We start from the raw sequence: 17,517 nt of genomic DNA on the forward strand, positions 1-17,517 counted from the left end.
TCATGAAAAACAATATTGCATTTTTAGCTTTTGTAGCTGCTCTAGGAGGATTTCTATTTGGTTTTGATACTGCAGTAATTTCTGGTACAACAGACCTAGTAAAAGTACAATACGGATTAGACGATGTGCTACAAGGTTGGTATGTAAGTTCTGGTTTAGTAGGTTGTGTTTTTGGAGTAATTGCAGCTGGGTTTATAAGTGATACCTTTGGGAGAAAACGTGCATTAATTTTAAGTGCCATTCTATTTAGCTTATCTGCCATTGGCTGTGCTATAGCAAGTGATTTTACGGTATTGATAATCTCCCGTTTGCTTGGTGGGGTTGGAGTAGGTGTGGCATCAATGTTATCGCCTATGTATATTTCAGAAATTGCTCCACAAGAAAAACGAGGAATGCTTACCTCTTTATATCAGTTGGCTATTACGATGGGTATTCTTATGGCTTTTTTATCTAATGCTTTTATTCAAGATTTTGCCAATACAAATGAAGTTGAAATAGGTCTGTATAATAAAATTTTTATAGGGGAACAATGGCGTGGAATGTTAGGTGCAGAAACCATTCCGGCACTGATATTTCTATTATTACTATTTTTTATTCCGCAATCGCCTCGGTGGCTACTATCTAAAGGGAAAGAAGATAAAGCGCATAAAATTATGAGTCAGTACGGAATTAAAACAGATGGTAGTACAGATACAGACACACCAAATAGTGAAGCAAAGAATTACTTTAAAAATAAAGGAATTCGTATCGCCATTATAGCTGGAGCGGCGCTGGCAATTTTAACACAAACTAGTGGTATTAATGCCATTATGTACTATGGGAATAGTATTTTACAATCTGGAGGTGCTAATGCAGATTTAGCCTTTAAAGGACAAGTATTAATAGGTATCATCAATGTGCTATTTACTTTTATCGCCATTTTTACCATCGATAAAATTGGGCGAAAAAAGTTATTGTACTCTGGAGTTACAGTCCTTATCATATCATTATTTTTAGTTGGATTGATGTTTTATATAGATGCAATGATGGAGTTAAAAATGCTTTTTATTCTAACTTTTGTAGCTGGTTTTGCATTCTCTTACGGACCCGTAATTTGGGTATTATTATCAGAATTATATCCTACAAAAATTAGAGGACGGGCAATGTCTATTGCAGTATTAGCTTTATGGATTGCTAATACAGTTGTTGCTCAAGTATTTCCTTGGTTGCAAACCAATATTAAGGAATCTGGTGTTTTTTGGTTGTTTGCTATTTTCTGTTTGCCAACCTTTTATATTGCAAGAAAATTTCTCCCAGAAACCAAAGGAAAGACATTAGAAGAAATAGAAAATTATTGGCTAAGTAAATAAACTGTGGAAAGCCACAAGGCATTAAAAGGAAAGTTAACATTGAATTTTGACGCAAGCGTCTAAGCATTTTAATTCTCGATTATCGAATAAAAAAAATAGAAATGAATAGATTAAAAGGTAAAGTAGCTATCATTACTGGGGCAGCAAATGGTATAGGCTTAGCAACAAGTGAGGCTTTTGTTAGAGAAGGTGCTATGGTGGTGATGTGTGATATTGATATTGATAAATGCAATGAAGAAGCACATAAGCTTAAAGAAAGCGGTGCTACGGTATATGGTTATAAGTGCGATGTTAGCATTTCAAAAGACATAAAAAGTGCCATTGATTACACCATAAAAGTATGTAGTAAAATAGATATTTTAGTTAATAATGCGGCTGTTGCTATTAGTGGCAACATCGCAAAAATGCCAGAGGAAGATTGGGATACAGTAATGCAGACCAATTTAAAAAGCGTTTTTATAGGCATAAAATATGCAATACCGCATATGCAACAAAAACAAACGGGGAGTATTATAAATATTTCTTCAGTACAAGCACATCGCAGTTGGGATGATTGGACTGCTTATGCTAGTGCCAAAGGGGCAATGCTTTCTATGACAACTCAAGTAGCGGGTCAGTTTGGGGTAGATAATATTAGGTGCAATAGTATTTCTCCGGGAGCTATTCTTACCCCTTTAAATGAAAGGAGAATTAAAGAGGAAGGGCTAGTATTTTTAAGAAAGAGCGAAAATCAGTCAGCGATGCGTCGTATGGGAACATCTAAAGAAGTAGCTATGACGGCAGTTTTTTTAGCCTCAGACGAATCAACATTTATAACAGGAGAAGATATTAAAGTAGATGGTGGGCTTAGTACACTACCAAGATATTTATAAAATAGAAATTATGGATCAAGCTTTAGATGGTGTAAAAGTATTAGATTTTTCGCAACTGTTACAAGGACCTTTTGCTACTCAAATGCTAGGTGATTTAGGAGCAGATGTTATTAAAATAGAACGAAACGGAAGTGGAGATATCTACCGTGGGATGACTTTTTTTAATGAATGGATAGCGGGAGATGAGTCACCTTGTTTTATGGCATGGAATAGAAATAAGCGTTCATTGGCCATTGATATGAAGTCCGAAAAAGGGAAAGAGATCATTTACAAACTAGCTAAAGAAGCAGATATTCTAGTAGAAAATTTTCGCCCAGGTGTAATGGAACGGCTAGGCTACGGATATAATGAAATTAAAAAAATAAATCCTGGGATTATTTATTGTTCTGCAAGTGGCTGGGGAGAAGATGGTCCATATTTAACAAGGCCGGGGCAAGATTTACTTGTGCAAAGCGTTAGCGGAGCAATAATGACCAGCGGTAAAAAATCTGATGGACCTGTAGCTATTGGTACTGCATTGTGTGATCAAGTCAATGGCTTAAATTCAGTTTATGCAATTTTAGCAGCCTTGTACTACAGGGAGAAAACAGGAAAGGGACAGGAAATAAAGACAAACTTGTTGTCTTCAGCTATTGCATTTCAAATGCAAGATTATTTTACCATTCAGAATTTAGGGACTAGTTTTGAAAGACCAGAATCTAAAATTGGTCATCCTGGAAACGGTGCGCCTTTTGGCATGTATCAAACAAGCGATGGATACCTAACTATTGCCATGAGCCCTTGGCCTAAATTGATACAAGCACTTGGAGATGAATCGCTAATGCAATATGCTGATCCCCAAGTCCTTTTTGATGAACGCGATAAAATCCATGGGATTATAGAAAAAATCACGCTAACAAAAACAACAGAGGAGTGGCTAGAGATTATGCTGGCATTAGACCTATGGGTTGCAAAAGTAAACAATCAGGAAGAAGTAGAGCATGATCCGCAAGTAAAGCATAACAATACTTTTGTTGAGGTAGAACATCCTAAAGCGGGCAAGTTAAAAATGACTAATATTCCTTTTACCATGAGTGAGACTCCAGGTAAAATTAGAATGCCTTCGCCTTTAATTGGTCAGCATGGTGCAGATATCCTTGCAGAGATAGGATATACTAACGAAGAAATTAAAAAATTTGAATCAGATAATATTATCAGTATTGAAAAAAGTAACTAATATGATAAACGTTGTCTTAAAATACAGTAGCATAATTTTATTTTTAGCAGTACTTATTGGCTGTAAAGAAGGTAGTAAGGATAAAGGTGATACAGATCAAAAAGAATATTTGAGTTATGTAGATACCCGTGTAGGGACCTCACCAAGTATTGCAGATGTAACGGTAACTGAAGCAGAAGAACCCAGAGGTTATGTGTCACCAATTGTTGGGAACCCTTCTGCATTAACGCATTGGACACCGCAAACGGCAACATATACGGATAGAGTTATTACAGTTCCTGTACCCTATTGGTACGACCAAGAAAAAATACAAGGCTTTAGGGGCACCAGATACCCAAACGGAGCTGTAGTTGGCGATTGGGGTCCGATGTCTGTAATGCCTTTAACTGGGGATGTCGTTATTGATGCAGAAAAACGTGCTTCCAAATTTAAGCATGCTAGTGAAATTGCTAAACCCCATTATTATGCCGTTCATTTAGATGATTATAATATAAAAGCAGAATTTACTGCCGCGGCTAAAACTGCTTTTTTTCAATTTACCTACCCTGAGTCAGACGCATCTTCTGTTGTTTTTGATGGCGTTTTTGTACCGGGAAATTATAAAGTGATCCCAGAACGTAATGAGATTGAAGGCTATACGGTTATTGCAGGGCATTTTAAAAATCATTTTGTCGCTAAATTTGAGAAAAAGTTTGAAGTTTATAATGTAGATATGCTTCCCAAAGTAATGGATGAAGATTTAGTGCCTAATGGATTTAAAGCAAAATACTATAATAATGATAAACTACAGGGAAAACCAGCTGTATTGGTCAACTATAAAGCACTAAATTACGATTGGTTAAAAGAACCAGCAGAAGGTGTTAAAGCAGATTTCTTTTCGGTGGAGTATCGTGCTACGGTTGTGCCAAGACATACTGGTGAACATACCTTTGAATTAACCACCAAAGATGGCACCAGAATGTACATTAATGATAAAATGGTGATTGATAAATGGATGTATAGGGCAACAGGTACAAATAAATATACCACGCATCTTACAAAAGGCGAAACTTACAATTTGCGTATTGAATATTATGATGGTTCGGCAACTACAGAGATGCATCTTAGATGCACAGAACCAGTGGCGGTAGATCCTAAACTAGGCCAACAAATGGCACTTAAAGGAGTTGACGGAAATGCCGTTTATGTAACTTTCCCTACTACCGCAGGAGAAAAAGTAAAGATGAAAGTAAGCACTTCTTTGATAGATATCGCACAAGCTAGAGCCAATATGGAAGAAGAGTTTCCTTATTTTGATTTTGACAGGGCAGTAGCCAAAGGAGCTACTATATGGGAGAATGAGCTAAATAAAATTCAAGTAGAAGGCACAGAAACAGATAAAGCTATTTTTTACACGGCTTTAACCAAATGTTTTGTAAACCCAAGAAACTTAAATGAAAATGGTAGGTATTTTAGTCCATTTGATTATAAAGTGCACCAAGGAACGGCGATGTATACCGATTTATCTATTTGGGATACCTTTAGGTCCTTACATCCACTTTGGGTGATTATAAAACCAGAAGAAACGACTAATGTAATTAATGGAATGCTGAATGCCTACCAACAAGGTGGTTGGCTTCCTAAATGGCCTAACCCGCATTATAGAAGTATTATGATGGGTACGCATGCAGATGCCGTAATTGCAGATGCGTATATAAAAGGGATTAGAGGCTTTGATACCGATTTGGCTTTTAAAGCCATGCTTAAAAATGCATCAGAAAAAGGAAATCGTGGGTTTTCTGGTCGTGTTGGTATAGAAGAGTTTAATAGCATTGGCTATGTCCCAGCAGATGTTTATGGCTTTTATGGAGAACCCGTAGCTAGAACATTAGAATTTTCATATGATGATTACTGTATTGCGCAAATGGCAAAAGCTTTAGGTAAAAATGATACATATGACGAGTTTATGCAACGCTCCAAGCGTTATAGCAATGTGCTAGATAAAGAAACTGGATTGGTAAGAGGTAAAAAACTAAATGGAGAATGGCTAGCACCTTATGATAAAACCATTAGCGTTTGGGCAAGAGGAACAGATTTAGATACCGAGTTATACTATAAAAACCATACCCTTTTAGTACCGCATGATATTCCTGGTTTAGCAGGTTTTATGGGTGGTAATACTCAATTAGAAGCCTATTTAGATGAGTTTTTTGAAAAAGATATGTACTACGTAGGAGACGAATTTTCGATGCATGCTCCGTTTATGTATAACAGTATAGGTGCGCCATGGAAAACACAAAAAGTAGTTAGAGACATCTTATTTAAATATTATTTTGATGATGTAGGTGGTTTACCGGGTAATGATGACTGCGGACAAGTCTCTTCCTGGTATGTTTTTGGAGCTATGGGCTTTTATCCAGCGCTTCCCGGAAGTCCCACCTATCAGATTTGTAGCCCTGTTTTAGATAAAGCTGCTATAGACGTTGGTGGCGGAAAAGTGTTTACTATAATAGCAAATCATAATTCTAGAGAAAACAGCTATATCCAATCTGCCACACTAAATGGAAAACCCTACAATTCTAGTACTCTTCATCATGATACGCTAATGGCAGGAGGGGAGCTTGTTTTTGAAATGGGCCCAGAACCTAATAAAAGTTGGGGATTGGAAAATTGAAGGGTGAATATAATTCTCTACACTTCTAAAATAAAAAAGAGTAACCATCCAAATTCTCATTTTTATAGTATTTGTGACAGTTATGGATGAAAAATATTAATTTGGAATAGTTACAAAAGTGGAAATCTATATAAAATATCTGATGTGAAAATCCTTGTTTTTTAAGTGCTACCCTAAGAAAACGACTCCAGTTTATAGATGCTATTATTTCATTAATTTATAGCTTTGTTTTGCGATTTCCAATTCTTCATTGGTTGGGATGACTAGGATTTTTATTTCGGAATCCTCTTGCTGAATCTCTAAAATATGAGACGATTTTTGGATATTTTTTTTAACATCAATTTGAATACCTAATGCCTCCATATTTTCACAAACCATAGCACGAAGTATACTTGAATTTTCGCCAATACCAGCAGTAAATAGTATGGTATCTACACCATTAAGAGCTGCAATATAACTCCCTATAAATTTTTTGATACGATAAGCAGTCATAGAAAGTGCTAGTTGACAATCTATATTTCCTTTTTCCGCTTCATTTTGTATTTCACGTAGATCGGAATACCCAGTAAGTCCCAAAAGTCCACTTTGTTTTTGTAATAACTGATTTACCTCTTGGGAAGAAAGTCCTAAGTTATCCATAAGATAAAAAACTACTGACTGATCGATATCTCCGCTTCGAGTGCCCATTATAAGTCCGTTTGAAGGTCCAAAGCCAAGCGAATGATCTATGCTCTTACCATCTTTTACAGCCGTAATGCTGCAACCATTTCCTAAATGAATGCTAATGATTTTACTTGATGGTTTTTTTAGATATGCAGTAGCTTGTTCAGAAACATATTTATGGCTTGTACCATGAAAGCCATATACACGAATATGATGTTTATCTGCAAGCGTTTTTGGCATGGCATACCGATACGCTTTTTCAGGAAGTGTTTGATGAAAGGCGGTATCAAAAATAGCAACTTGATTTGCATTTTTAAAAATACTGGTGGCTACTTTTATTCCTGCTGCATTTGCAGGGTTATGCAGTGGCGCTAAAGAAGTCAAACGTTCTATCTCTGCTAAAACGGTTTCATCTATTTTAGTAGGTTGGTCAAAGCGGTTTCCGCCATGTACAACTCTATGGGCTACAATAGCAATTTCATCTGTGTGTTTTAAAACGCCCATTTCATTGTGCATCAATACATCAGTAATCGCCTCTAATCCTTCTTGATGATTGGATAATGATTGTACCTCCGAATGAGATTTTCCTTTAGATTCATAATGTATTTCTGCGTTTTTGAGTCCTATGCGTTCTACTAAACCTTTACAAATAACTTCTTCGGAAGGCATTTTAATCACTTGAAATTTTATAGAAGAACTTCCTGAATTAATAATAAGAATTTGCATAATGATTTAACTTTCTTGTGCTTGTATAGCAGTCACGATTACCGTATTAAAAACATCCTCAACTGTACAGCCTCTACTTAAATCGTTTACTGGTTTGTTGAGTCCTTGTAGCATTGGACCTATAGCTAACGCACCCGTTTCTCTTTGTACAGCCTTATAGGTATTATTACCAGTGTTAAGATCTGGAAATATCAAAACAGAGGCCTGCCCAGCAACTTCCGAATCGGGAAGTTTACTTTTGCCTACTAAGGGGTCAACTGCCGCGTCATATTGTATTGGGCCTTCAATTTGTAAATGAGGATGTGTATTTTTTACAATTTCAGTTGCTTTTCTCACTTTATCTACATCTTCCCCTTTTCCAGAACTTCCAGAAGAATATGAGAGCATCGCAATTTTAGCTTTTATCCCAAAGCCTTCTGCAGAAACTGCAGATGAGATAGCAATTTCTGCTAACTGCTCAGCCGTTGGGTTAGGATTTATAGCACAATCTCCAAAAACAGAAACTCTATTTTCTAAGCACATAAAAAATACAGAGGATACTACTCTTATACCAGGTTTGGTTTTTACAAACTGTAGTGCAGGGCGTATCGTATGTTGGGTAGTGTGTATTGCTCCAGAAACCATTCCATCTGCATCACCTTTATAGACCATCATTGTACCAAAATAAGAAACGTCTAGCATGGTATCTCTAGCGACATCCATATTTACGCCTTTATGCTTTCTTAACTCACAAAAAGTGCTTGCATAACTTTCAAAATTTTTAGCAGTTGCAGGATTAATGATATTTAAGTGAGAAATATCAAAACCTAACTGCATTGCTTTCTTTTCTACCTGTTCTTGATTTCCTAACAGTGTAATATCAACAATACCTAAAGCACTTAGCTCACTTGCTGCTTCTATAATTCTGGGATCTTTCCCTTCTGGTAAGACGATATGTTTTTTACTTTCTTTAGCGCGTTGCAATAGATTATACTGAAACATTCTGGGGGTAATCCCCTTAGGATCATAAGTTTTTAATCGTTCTAACAACAATTCACCATTAATATGAGCATTAAAAAGTGTTATAGAAGTAGCAATCTTTTGCTTACTCTTGGCATAAATCTTAGATTTAATATTACCTACAGCATTGGTGGCATCAAAAGTACCTTGTTGTACAGAAATGATAGGAACATGTGTTTCAAAACCTTCCAATAATTTTAAAATGGATGGCTCAGGGAGAATTCCTCCAGTGAGTACAATACCTGAAATTGTTGGATAGTTATCCGAAAGATTCGCCTGTAAAGCACCAAGAATAATATCGGACCGATCTCCTGGAGTTATCACCAAACTATTTTCACGCAGATGAGTTATATAATTATGCAATTGCATAGCACCCACACCAAAGCTTCCGGTCTGATTGTCTAGGTTTTCTTCACCAAAAAGCACTTTTCCATCAAGAGTTTCTAAAATTTCATGGAGCGTAGGATGTGATAAATTCTTAACTCTAGGTACCGTAAAAGCAACAGTTTTATCTTTTAATTCTATTTCAAGTCTTTTGTTGACTAGGTCTACATTTTCAGGACGAACTTTATTAGCTACAACACCAATAATTTCGATATCTTTTTGAAGATAAGTATTGACAGCCGATTCCAGGTTACCACAAAATTCCTCTAAAGTTTTGCCTTTTCCATTGTCTATTAAAATAACAGGAATACCAAGATTCTTAGCAATATCTATATTCAAATCAAATTCAATGATACTTCCATCACTAGAGAAGTCGCTTCCTTCTACTAGAATAAAATCAAACTGCGCTTCTAGCTGTTTGTACTTGCTAATAATAGTATCTAGAATGTCTCCCTGTCTTCCATCGTTAAACATATCTACCACCTGACTTTGGGTTAAAGCATATGCATCATCTACGGGGATGTCTAAGCCAAAATGTGAGATGACAGTATTGATATGATTGTCTATTCCACCAGCTTTAATATCATCTATCACAGGTCTGAAATAGCCTACTTTTGCCATTTTACCAAGTAAAAGTTGCATTAAACCTAGCACAACTAAAGACTTGCCACTATGAGATTCTAAGGTGGCAACATAAAGGGCTTTTGTCATAATATAGTAGTAGTTTTATATTGATAAAGATACAGATTTGAGCAAAAGAAAAAGCTCGATTTCTTAATAAAAATTTGGCTTTGCGCTGAGCGGAGAAAGAGGGATTATCTAAATTCTTAATTTTACAGTATTTACAGGACTTAAAATAACTCTTAAAATTTAATGACACCGAATTTGCCTCTTTTTTGACAAAAGTTTAAGTATTTTTAAGTGGTTCATCCAAGCTGAGTGTACAAATTCATATAAATGAGTCTAAATTAAATTTTAAGAGCAGATTATAGTAAACTTTCGAGAAAAGTATTAAATATTGATGCTTTTTGGAAAATTTACTAAAATTGAATCCCTTTATTTTCAAAGTATACTGCTCAGAATACTGCTACTATAAAACAATATATTTAGTATTATAATGGTAAATATGAATTAAAATGTATATATTTAACCATTATAATGGTATTTTATGTTGGAGGTAACCACAATAAAAGAGGTAAAGATCAAAATTGGAGAAGTGTGTAAAACACTTCGTAAATCAAATAAGCTATCTAGAGATGAACTTGCAGAGGTGCTTGATGTCTCAAGCACCACTATTCAAAATATAGAGAATGGAAAAAATGCTACACTCGATACTGTTTTAAAAGTAGCCAATCATTTTGGATTATTGGCAGATATAACCAAAGAAATAGATAAGGGCATTAGTAATCAAAACAACATTTCACTGTATTAATTTATGGCTAAAGATAATATCATAGCGATTTTTGCTTTTGGCCAAGAAATTGGAAAATTAGGTTATGATATAGACCAGAGTAAATCTTTTTTTCAATACCATCCTGAATTCTTAGACTCGGAAAAATATTCAAAGTTCTTTCCCTTTATTTTTAAACGTAACAAATCTGCACAGGTATTTACAGAATACCAACAAGATACCTTTCAAGGTTTACCACCTATGATAGCCGATTCCCTGCCAGATACTTTTGGGAATATTATTTTTCAAGAATGGTTAACAGCTAGAGGGATCCAAAAAGTGACACCATTAGAACAATTGGCCTATGTAGCAGATCGTGGTATGGGAGCCTTGGAATTTAAACCAATTAAAGAACTACCCAATACAGCAGCTATTAATATCGATGAAGTCATTACGATCTTAGAAAAAGTGTTAAAGCTAAAAGAGAATACCTCTGGAGCAACTCTTGATGAATTGTCTTTACTGAACGTTTTTAAAATAGGAACTTCAGCTGGTGGCGCTAGGCCAAAAATTTTAATCTCAGAGCATAAGGAAACAGGAGCAATTATAGCAGGAGACAGAGAGACTAGCAACGAATACAACCACTATCTAGTCAAGCTACACCTTGATGATAACGATGGCTACAACAAAGAAAAAGTAGAATATGCTTATTATTTGTTAGCGAAAGAGGCAGGTATTGACATGATGCCTTCTAAACTGATTGAAAATAAGCATTTTGCTACGCTTCGCTATGATAGACAACATGGAGAAAAACAGCATGTATTAACCGTAACCGGTTTAACGGGTTGGGATTTTAAAAGCCAACCAGAAAATTCATCGTATGAAAATGTTTTCAAGGTAGCATTAGGACTAGAAGTACCACATAAAGATTTGCAACAGCTTTTTAAGCGTATGGTATTCAATGTTGTATTTAGAAACGTAGATGACCATTTAAAAAACCATAGTTTTATCTATAACAAAGAAGAAAACAAATGGAATTTAGCCCCTGCATACGATTTAACCTATGCACTTAATCCATTATTTACCTTTAAAACCACTTCTAGAGCTTTGTCTATAAACGGAAAACGTACAGCGATTACAATAAAAAATGTATTGGCTATTGCAGAAGAGTTTGCTATTAAAAACCCCAAAGGGATTGTAGCAGAGGTGCAGGCTTTGATTCCAAGATGGAAAGAGGTCGCTAGGGAATTAGAGATCGATGAGCATATCATCAAAGCAATTCAAAAAGAAATCAAGAGAATAAAATAATGGTAAATAGTATGAGTATAGGGATGAGATTTATTCTGAATACTCTAGTACCCTATGCACGATAGGAGATTTATCAACACCAATACGATAGTGCTTGCGTTGGTATTTTTTAATCAAGTTATAATAGTAATGAAATCTGGTCTTTTTGAAAAGACTGAGAATAAAAATGAGCTAACAATGGAGGAGACTAAGATTGGTTTTGAGTAGTGATATATAAATTATTTAACAAGATATATTTTAAGTTATAAGACTACTTTTATCGTAAATAACTTTAAATATATTAATAATGGAAAACTTAAAAATTTACATCCCAATCGTTACACTTGTATTAGGTGCTTTATTAAAAGAGCCTCTAACTGAATTAATAAAATATTACAAATTAAGAAAAACCAGAAAATTAGTTTATGCTTCGGAGGCTTTAGAACTTTTTGATAAATATAAAAAAGCAGAGTTTAAAGATGATTTTATCTTACCTGATATAACTGAGACATATTTTTATGTGCAAACAGGTATTAAAACAAATGTAAAAACTATAAATAAGTATATCGATTTAAAAAACAAATTAGGTTTGGACTACAACTGGCATCAAATCAATACAATAAGACCTCATCTAGATAAAAAAGGAGCTACACTAAATGTAAAACTAACCAAAGCTCAAAGAATATTTGAAAGTATCTTTAGTAAGATAAGCCTAATACTATTTATTATATGGCTTGTATCTCTTTTTTTAATAACTATCCTTTTTAAGGATAATATAGAAGAGTTTGTTCCCTTATTAATTCTAAGCTTTATTCCATTTGCTTTAGCAATTTTTGCTTTACGAAGTGTTCAATCACTAAGTATAGCTAAAAAGATTGAAAAAATAATACAAGAAACTTCTAGCTAATTCTTAATAGTTTGACACTCTTTAAAAGAAGCTTGTGCTAAAGTTTATTAAATAGGTCTAACAATAAAATAACCAATATGAAACAAGTTAAAATAATATTTACTTCTTTTTTTATTGTTTTATTAACTAGTTGTGGAGAAACACAAAAGCCACTTGATAACATAAACAATGTAAAAGCTTTAGAAGAGATTAAACAAGAGCCAAAGATTAAGGATGCGATTATTACAGATGCCAATGTATTATATGTAACCGTAGTTGATGATGGTACACGTAGAGACGGTTATGCAGGATACTTGTGTCAAATTTTAAGATATTATAAAACAACTTCTAGCTGGGTTAAGATTATGAAAGTTAATTCATCGTAATCCTCTAATAGGGATAATCTTTATGGGATATTATTAGGAGAAAAATACTGTGAGTAAGTTATAGATTATATAATAGTGTAAGATATATGATACTAAAAACAATTTTTCGAAGAAAAATGACGTTTTACCTCAGAAATTGACTATTTTTAAATAGTCATTTATGTTTACAACTGTTTATTTTTGTTTTTATTAATATTAGTTTATTTTAAAATAAATGTATATATTTGCACCCCGTTAAAAATGCCACAATTTAAATACATATTACAGTCTAGACTATTCGAACTCAAGAGATTCGGAGGCGTTGGTACGCCTAGACCTGTTTATGACGAGACGCATGAGGGCTACGGTTTAACCTCTCCACAACATTCAGATAGGAAAATTAGTAGTATGGGTGTTGATAACAAGCGTTCAGGCAACTCAAAATATCGTATTATCTTTGATGAGACAACCAAAGAAATACGAAAAGAAATTGTCGAAGAATAAAATCAACTATAATTTTCCTATTAATTGCTATCTAAATGCAATTACTCCAATTAATCAAAATGATATTTACAGGGGTTGCTCAGTATTAATAACCAAAGAGCAAGAAAAAAAGGAACAAGGACAATCTTTGTTGTCTTCACCATTATTTAAAATAACAGGTACAAACGACAATAATTTAGAAGATAAGTTATTATCATTTTGTTTTCCCGACAATCCTTTAAAACTTGTTCAATATTTAAAATCAAAAAACAATAAATCCCTCACTTCATATTTTACTATTGGCTTGAGTTCAATAATATTGCTATGTGATAAAGACTTTAATCTAGAAGATTTTTTGGAAAAATATTTTGTTTATGTAAAAGAACAATGGTACATAAACAAAAAACAAGAGATTGAGGATTTTTCCTTTCTAAATATTAAAGAGAGGGTAGAGTCTTTGTTAACTTTTAAACCCATTCCTGAATCAATACCAGAAGATATAAAATTTTTAATACGAGAATTTCAAAATATATCAAATGATTTATTAGAAACATCTGAAAAATTTTCTCCATATGCGCATGATAAAATTTCAAAATTAACTAGTCATTTTACTTTAGAGGTTTTAGAAGACTTATACTATATCTTGGATGATGATAATTTATATCCTGATTCGCCACTTTATCAAAGACATAAGAAGAAAGGGTATAATAAACATGAGTTTGTTTTAAAGAAGAATGAAGTGAAATCTGATACTATAGCCTTACTTGTTCAAATAAACTCCTCTTTAGTTTATATTAAAAGCCAATATTTTAGTGGTGTCCCTCCTATTCTCAAAAATCCTAGTCAAATTTCAGAATATAAACTTTTAGGTGTAGGTTGTGCCACAAGAAGTTTATTTGTTATGTTGGATAAACTTGAAATTTTTCTGACTTCTACTAGATTAGAAACTCTTGATGCACCTTCGTTGCTTTCCATTAAGTTTAATGGTAAAAACACTTTATCTTTTTCTAATTCTTCCAATCATGACCCAGATGAATGGAGAAAAGATGCAAATTTCGAAGATTATCAAATGGAGATTCGAAATATTGAAGATAAAGAAACTGCTTTTACTAGAATTGGTTATTATAGCGCAAGATTAGGTTTTAAAGAATATAGATATTTTGCGACTTCCGCTCTACAAGTTCTTATCTCAGCTGCATCTAATGAATGGAGTTTAGTAAATTATACCCATGAAATCATACATGGTCATGTTAAATATTTAATACAACACATTGTTCAAAATATAGACCTTGCCAAAGTTCATAGCGAATGGATGAATCTTCAAGAAGATATTTACGAGCTGGGTAAAAAAAATTATAATGTTAAAGAGTTAGGTCAAATAGCTATAACTAACTATCTTGATTCCACAAACCGATTAGGATCTTTAGGTAGACAATCAGTAATTGAATTAACTTCGGAGTTGGATGAAGGGTATAATTCATATTCTTCTTATGAAATGAATAGCCATTTAAATTTACAATATTGGGAGATTAATGAAATTTTTGTTCATTCTTTAGACTTCTTTTATATTTATAAGTCAAATTTTAATCTATATATAAGAAGTATATGGCTTTCTTGGATAACTCAACCTGTTGTAAAAAAAGATTCAAGCCAGTATATATTAAGAAGCCTTTTGATAATCTCATTAACTAAAAGAGGAACTCCTCATGAGAGGATGGTTCAAGCATTTTTTGAGCTAAATAAGATATTTAAAGAATTGGAGAGTAGGTCTTCAATATTTAGTCAAATCATAAAGGATTTAGCTATTTTAGAAAATGAAGACCAATTTTATTTTCGTTTTTGTAATTGTCTTTGTTTATCGGATTATTCATTTCAATTTTTGACATATCCAAACACTGAAGGTATTAAAAATGGAGATGGTAATGTTTTGGATGAGATAGGTAATTTTCATGATAAGGAGGCACCATTTGTCTATGATACCGATATTAACGATTGGCCTTTTGGAGAAATAGATTCAAAATTTTATTATATTTTGGAAAATACTCATAAAGCAATTTTAAATTATGATAAGGTAAATAATATGCAATATTTATCTTCGAGACTGTTATTAATCATAAGTTCTATATAATGGATATATTTTTAAATCACCACTACTACTTGGAATATTATGAGGATATTCGTCTTAAAGGCATTGAAAGTTTACCAGAAATTTTTGATTGGTTTAAGCCAGAATTTTGTAAAAAAATATCTCATAAAAATAATTATTCTTATAATTACCTGTTACCAATATCATTAAAGAATAAATTTGGAGAACAATCAGCAATGAAAGAGTTTTACCATAAAGGAAAAAGCTATTACTCTTATTCTCTTTTTATAACTATAATAAAAGTTAAAGATAGAGATATACTAAGCATAAGTTATCCTTATAAAATTTTACAGTACTTAACAAGTGATTTACAACGAAATGAAGATGTAACATCTATTGGTATTGACTTTCATAAAATCGTTGATTATATGAGAATTAGAAATAATAATAGTAAGGCAAATATTCAATCAGACCTCTTAGTAAATATAGTAAAATATACTGCATTGATTTTTAAAAATATTGGGGATACAGGTATGAAAGATGAAAAATCTATATCTAAAGCTTCTCATGTTTACCTAAAAGGTACTGACCCTTTAGATTCTGATGTTTATAACCATTTAGTTCAAACTAATTTATTTGAAATAGAACATTTGGCTGGAAGGTTAGAAATATTAGATTCTAAAAATAAAGGGCAATTTACAGTGGCTTTTGACCAAAAAGGAAATTTTCGCTATTATTTACAAAAAACTGATTATGAAAAATCAGTTGCTTTAATAAACGAAATGTTTCTTTATTTAAAGAATATAAGCACATTGACAATTAAAAATAGGTCAGTGTCTAAAGTATTAGAGAATGTCGAATATATTTAAAAATGACTACAGTTATCTAAAGAACAATACAACTTCTTGTATAGCTGCTGCTGGGGAATTATTAAAACAAGGTAAACTATCTTTAATTACAGGAGCGGGTGTATCTATGGCTCTTGGACTTCCTTCGTGGTATTCTTTGGTTACAGGTTTGTGTAAAGCATCTAACAAATCTGAGATTAATGATTTAGTTAAAGAAGCGGATGAACTTGATTTAAAATATATATCAGAAAGATTTAAATCTAGTTTAGATAATAACAAGTATCTAGAGGAGGTAGCACGTGAATTATATTCAAAACTAGATTTAAATTTAGAAACTGTTCATCACCCAATGATGACAGCTTTAACTTCTTTATTTATTGGAAATTATAAAGGGCGTGTAAAGCAAGTAATAACTTATAATTTTGATAATTTATTAAATTGGTATTTAAATGTATTAGGATTAAACGTCAATACTGAATTTAATAAAAGTGCAATGGATATGAATGAAGATTGTTCAATCTTTCATATTCACGGATACCTTCCTCATCCTAAATCTAATATGGGTAAAAAGAGTAGTACTATTGTTTTTACTGAAAAAGAGTTCAATGGAAATATAAGGGAAAGAGATGGTATTAGAATGCAAAAGTTAAAATCATTACTAACAAGGTCAACTTTTTTATCGGTAGGAGCTTCTTATGAAACTTTAGTTAAAGATTTATCTCCTGAAATTGAAGAATTAAAAACTAAATGGTATCTAGATAATACCCCAGATGAGTTTTTGAGAGACACTCCTTTTGGTTTTTCTATTCAATTAACTGAGCTTCACGGGAAGACTCTGCATATTGACGAAAGACAAGAAAAAGATTTATTAAAGGATTATGGTATAATAACTATAAAGTGTAAAGATTATGAAGTTCCTGAGGTTATTTTTAAAATAACACAGGCAGCAAGATTTTAAATAACAGAAATAAAATTTATTTATCGTACAGTAATCGTACAGTATTTAAAAAGAAAAAAACTTAATAATATCATTATTAGATAGTTAAGGTTTTTTTTTCGCGGAGAAAGAGGGATGAACTATGTTGATCCCTACCATCTCCACACCTTACAATAAAGCCCGAGTCTGCTATCCCATTCTCATTGCTTTTTCTTTTCACATACTTATACAAGCGAGCTTGTAACGTGCGTAAAAAGAAAAAGCCCGATTTCTATTCAGAAATCGAGCTTTGCTCTAAGCGGAGAAGAGGGATTATTTGTAATGATCCCAAAGGAGGAATCCTTGGCAAGCATAAAACCCAAATAAAGCGATG

13 protein-coding genes are annotated in these 17,517 nt (G+C 33.1%); 11 read left to right on the forward strand and 2 right to left on the reverse strand.

The annotated features are described in order from the left end of the window. Nucleotides 1-2 precede the first annotated feature (2 nt). The 4 genes from ACZ451_RS14175 to ACZ451_RS14190 all read left to right on the forward strand — a co-directional run bounded on the left by ACZ451_RS14175 (nucleotide 3) and on the right by ACZ451_RS14190 (nucleotide 6,090). Complete coding sequence (locus ACZ451_RS14175; RefSeq protein ID WP_464213506.1) at nucleotides 3-1,349, forward strand: sugar porter family MFS transporter; 1,347 nt, start codon at nucleotides 3-5, stop codon at nucleotides 1,347-1,349. Between the two features lie 101 nt (nucleotides 1,350-1,450). Further along, nucleotides 1,451-2,221 carry an SDR family NAD(P)-dependent oxidoreductase gene (locus ACZ451_RS14180; protein WP_464213508.1) on the forward strand — a complete coding sequence of 257 codons (771 nt, stop codon included), beginning with the start codon at nucleotides 1,451-1,453 and terminating at the stop codon, nucleotides 2,219-2,221. A 10-nt stretch (nucleotides 2,222-2,231) separates the two neighbouring features. Next, the gene (locus tag ACZ451_RS14185; protein WP_464213510.1) at nucleotides 2,232-3,437 is read left to right on the forward strand and encodes a CaiB/BaiF CoA transferase family protein; all 1,206 of its coding nucleotides are present in this window, start codon (nucleotides 2,232-2,234) and stop codon (nucleotides 3,435-3,437) included. A 1-nt stretch (nucleotide 3,438) separates the two neighbouring features. Continuing rightward, nucleotides 3,439-6,090: a GH92 family glycosyl hydrolase gene (locus tag ACZ451_RS14190; protein ID WP_464213512.1), complete on the forward strand. Its 2,652-nt coding sequence runs from the start codon at nucleotides 3,439-3,441 to the stop codon at nucleotides 6,088-6,090. A gap of 204 nt (nucleotides 6,091-6,294) precedes the next feature. Here the strand turns inward: ACZ451_RS14190 and ACZ451_RS14195 are convergent, their stop codons facing one another. Both ACZ451_RS14195 and pta read right to left on the reverse strand, forming a co-directional pair. Then, nucleotides 6,295-7,479, reverse strand: coding sequence for an acetate/propionate family kinase (locus tag ACZ451_RS14195; protein WP_464213514.1), 1,185 nt, complete (start codon nucleotides 7,477-7,479; stop codon nucleotides 6,295-6,297). Between the two features lie 6 nt (nucleotides 7,480-7,485). After that, on the reverse strand, nucleotides 7,486-9,573 hold the full coding sequence (gene pta, locus ACZ451_RS14200) for a phosphate acetyltransferase (protein WP_464213516.1): 2,088 nt from the start codon (nucleotides 9,571-9,573) through the stop codon (nucleotides 7,486-7,488). 457 nt (nucleotides 9,574-10,030) lie between these two features. Here pta and ACZ451_RS14205 point away from each other — a divergent pair, with 457 nt between their 5' ends. From ACZ451_RS14205 to ACZ451_RS14235, 7 genes are all read left to right on the forward strand, one after another. After that, complete coding sequence (locus ACZ451_RS14205) at nucleotides 10,031-10,294, forward strand: helix-turn-helix domain-containing protein (protein ID WP_464213518.1); 264 nt, start codon at nucleotides 10,031-10,033, stop codon at nucleotides 10,292-10,294. 3 nt (nucleotides 10,295-10,297) lie between these two features. After that, nucleotides 10,298-11,560 (forward strand): type II toxin-antitoxin system HipA family toxin, encoded by a 1,263-nt coding sequence (locus tag ACZ451_RS14210; protein WP_464213520.1) that lies wholly within the window; start codon nucleotides 10,298-10,300, stop codon nucleotides 11,558-11,560. Between the two features lie 286 nt (nucleotides 11,561-11,846). Further along, on the forward strand, nucleotides 11,847-12,446 hold the full coding sequence (locus ACZ451_RS14215) for a hypothetical protein (protein WP_464213522.1): 600 nt from the start codon (nucleotides 11,847-11,849) through the stop codon (nucleotides 12,444-12,446). 77 nt (nucleotides 12,447-12,523) lie between these two features. After that, nucleotides 12,524-12,811 (forward strand): hypothetical protein, encoded by a 288-nt coding sequence (locus ACZ451_RS14220; protein ID WP_464213524.1) that lies wholly within the window; start codon nucleotides 12,524-12,526, stop codon nucleotides 12,809-12,811. 439 nt (nucleotides 12,812-13,250) lie between these two features. Then, entirely contained in the window at nucleotides 13,251-15,401 is a 2,151-nt protein-coding gene (locus tag ACZ451_RS14225; RefSeq protein ID WP_464213526.1) for a hypothetical protein, read from the forward strand. Further along, entirely contained in the window at nucleotides 15,401-16,228 is an 828-nt protein-coding gene (locus ACZ451_RS14230) for a hypothetical protein (protein ID WP_464213528.1), read from the forward strand. Before ACZ451_RS14225 ends, ACZ451_RS14230 begins: the two co-directional genes overlap by 1 nt. Beyond that, nucleotides 16,212-17,165 carry an SIR2 family protein gene (locus ACZ451_RS14235; protein WP_464213530.1) on the forward strand — a complete coding sequence of 318 codons (954 nt, stop codon included), beginning with the start codon at nucleotides 16,212-16,214 and terminating at the stop codon, nucleotides 17,163-17,165. Before ACZ451_RS14230 ends, ACZ451_RS14235 begins: the two co-directional genes overlap by 17 nt. Nucleotides 17,166-17,517: the final 352 nt, after the last annotated feature.

Source organism: Allocellulophaga tsushimaensis (assembly GCF_055383085.1).

Coding starts and splice junctions, on each gene's coding strand:
- ACZ451_RS14175 (WP_464213506.1), top strand. CDS start 3: ATGAAAAACAATATTGCATTTTTAGCTTTTGTAGCTGCTCTAGGAGGA.
- ACZ451_RS14180 (WP_464213508.1), top strand. CDS start 1,451: ATGAATAGATTAAAAGGTAAAGTAGCTATCATTACTGGGGCAGCAAAT.
- ACZ451_RS14185 (WP_464213510.1), top strand. CDS start 2,232: ATGGATCAAGCTTTAGATGGTGTAAAAGTATTAGATTTTTCGCAACTG.
- ACZ451_RS14190 (WP_464213512.1), top strand. CDS start 3,439: ATGATAAACGTTGTCTTAAAATACAGTAGCATAATTTTATTTTTAGCA.
- ACZ451_RS14195 (WP_464213514.1), bottom strand. CDS start 7,479: ATGCAAATTCTTATTATTAATTCAGGAAGTTCTTCTATAAAATTTCAA.
- pta (WP_464213516.1), bottom strand. CDS start 9,573: ATGACAAAAGCCCTTTATGTTGCCACCTTAGAATCTCATAGTGGCAAG.
- ACZ451_RS14205 (WP_464213518.1), top strand. CDS start 10,031: ATGTTGGAGGTAACCACAATAAAAGAGGTAAAGATCAAAATTGGAGAA.
- ACZ451_RS14210 (WP_464213520.1), top strand. CDS start 10,298: ATGGCTAAAGATAATATCATAGCGATTTTTGCTTTTGGCCAAGAAATT.
- ACZ451_RS14215 (WP_464213522.1), top strand. CDS start 11,847: ATGGAAAACTTAAAAATTTACATCCCAATCGTTACACTTGTATTAGGT.
- ACZ451_RS14220 (WP_464213524.1), top strand. CDS start 12,524: ATGAAACAAGTTAAAATAATATTTACTTCTTTTTTTATTGTTTTATTA.
- ACZ451_RS14225 (WP_464213526.1), top strand. CDS start 13,251: ATGAGACAACCAAAGAAATACGAAAAGAAATTGTCGAAGAATAAAATC.
- ACZ451_RS14230 (WP_464213528.1), top strand. CDS start 15,401: ATGGATATATTTTTAAATCACCACTACTACTTGGAATATTATGAGGAT.
- ACZ451_RS14235 (WP_464213530.1), top strand. CDS start 16,212: ATGTCGAATATATTTAAAAATGACTACAGTTATCTAAAGAACAATACA.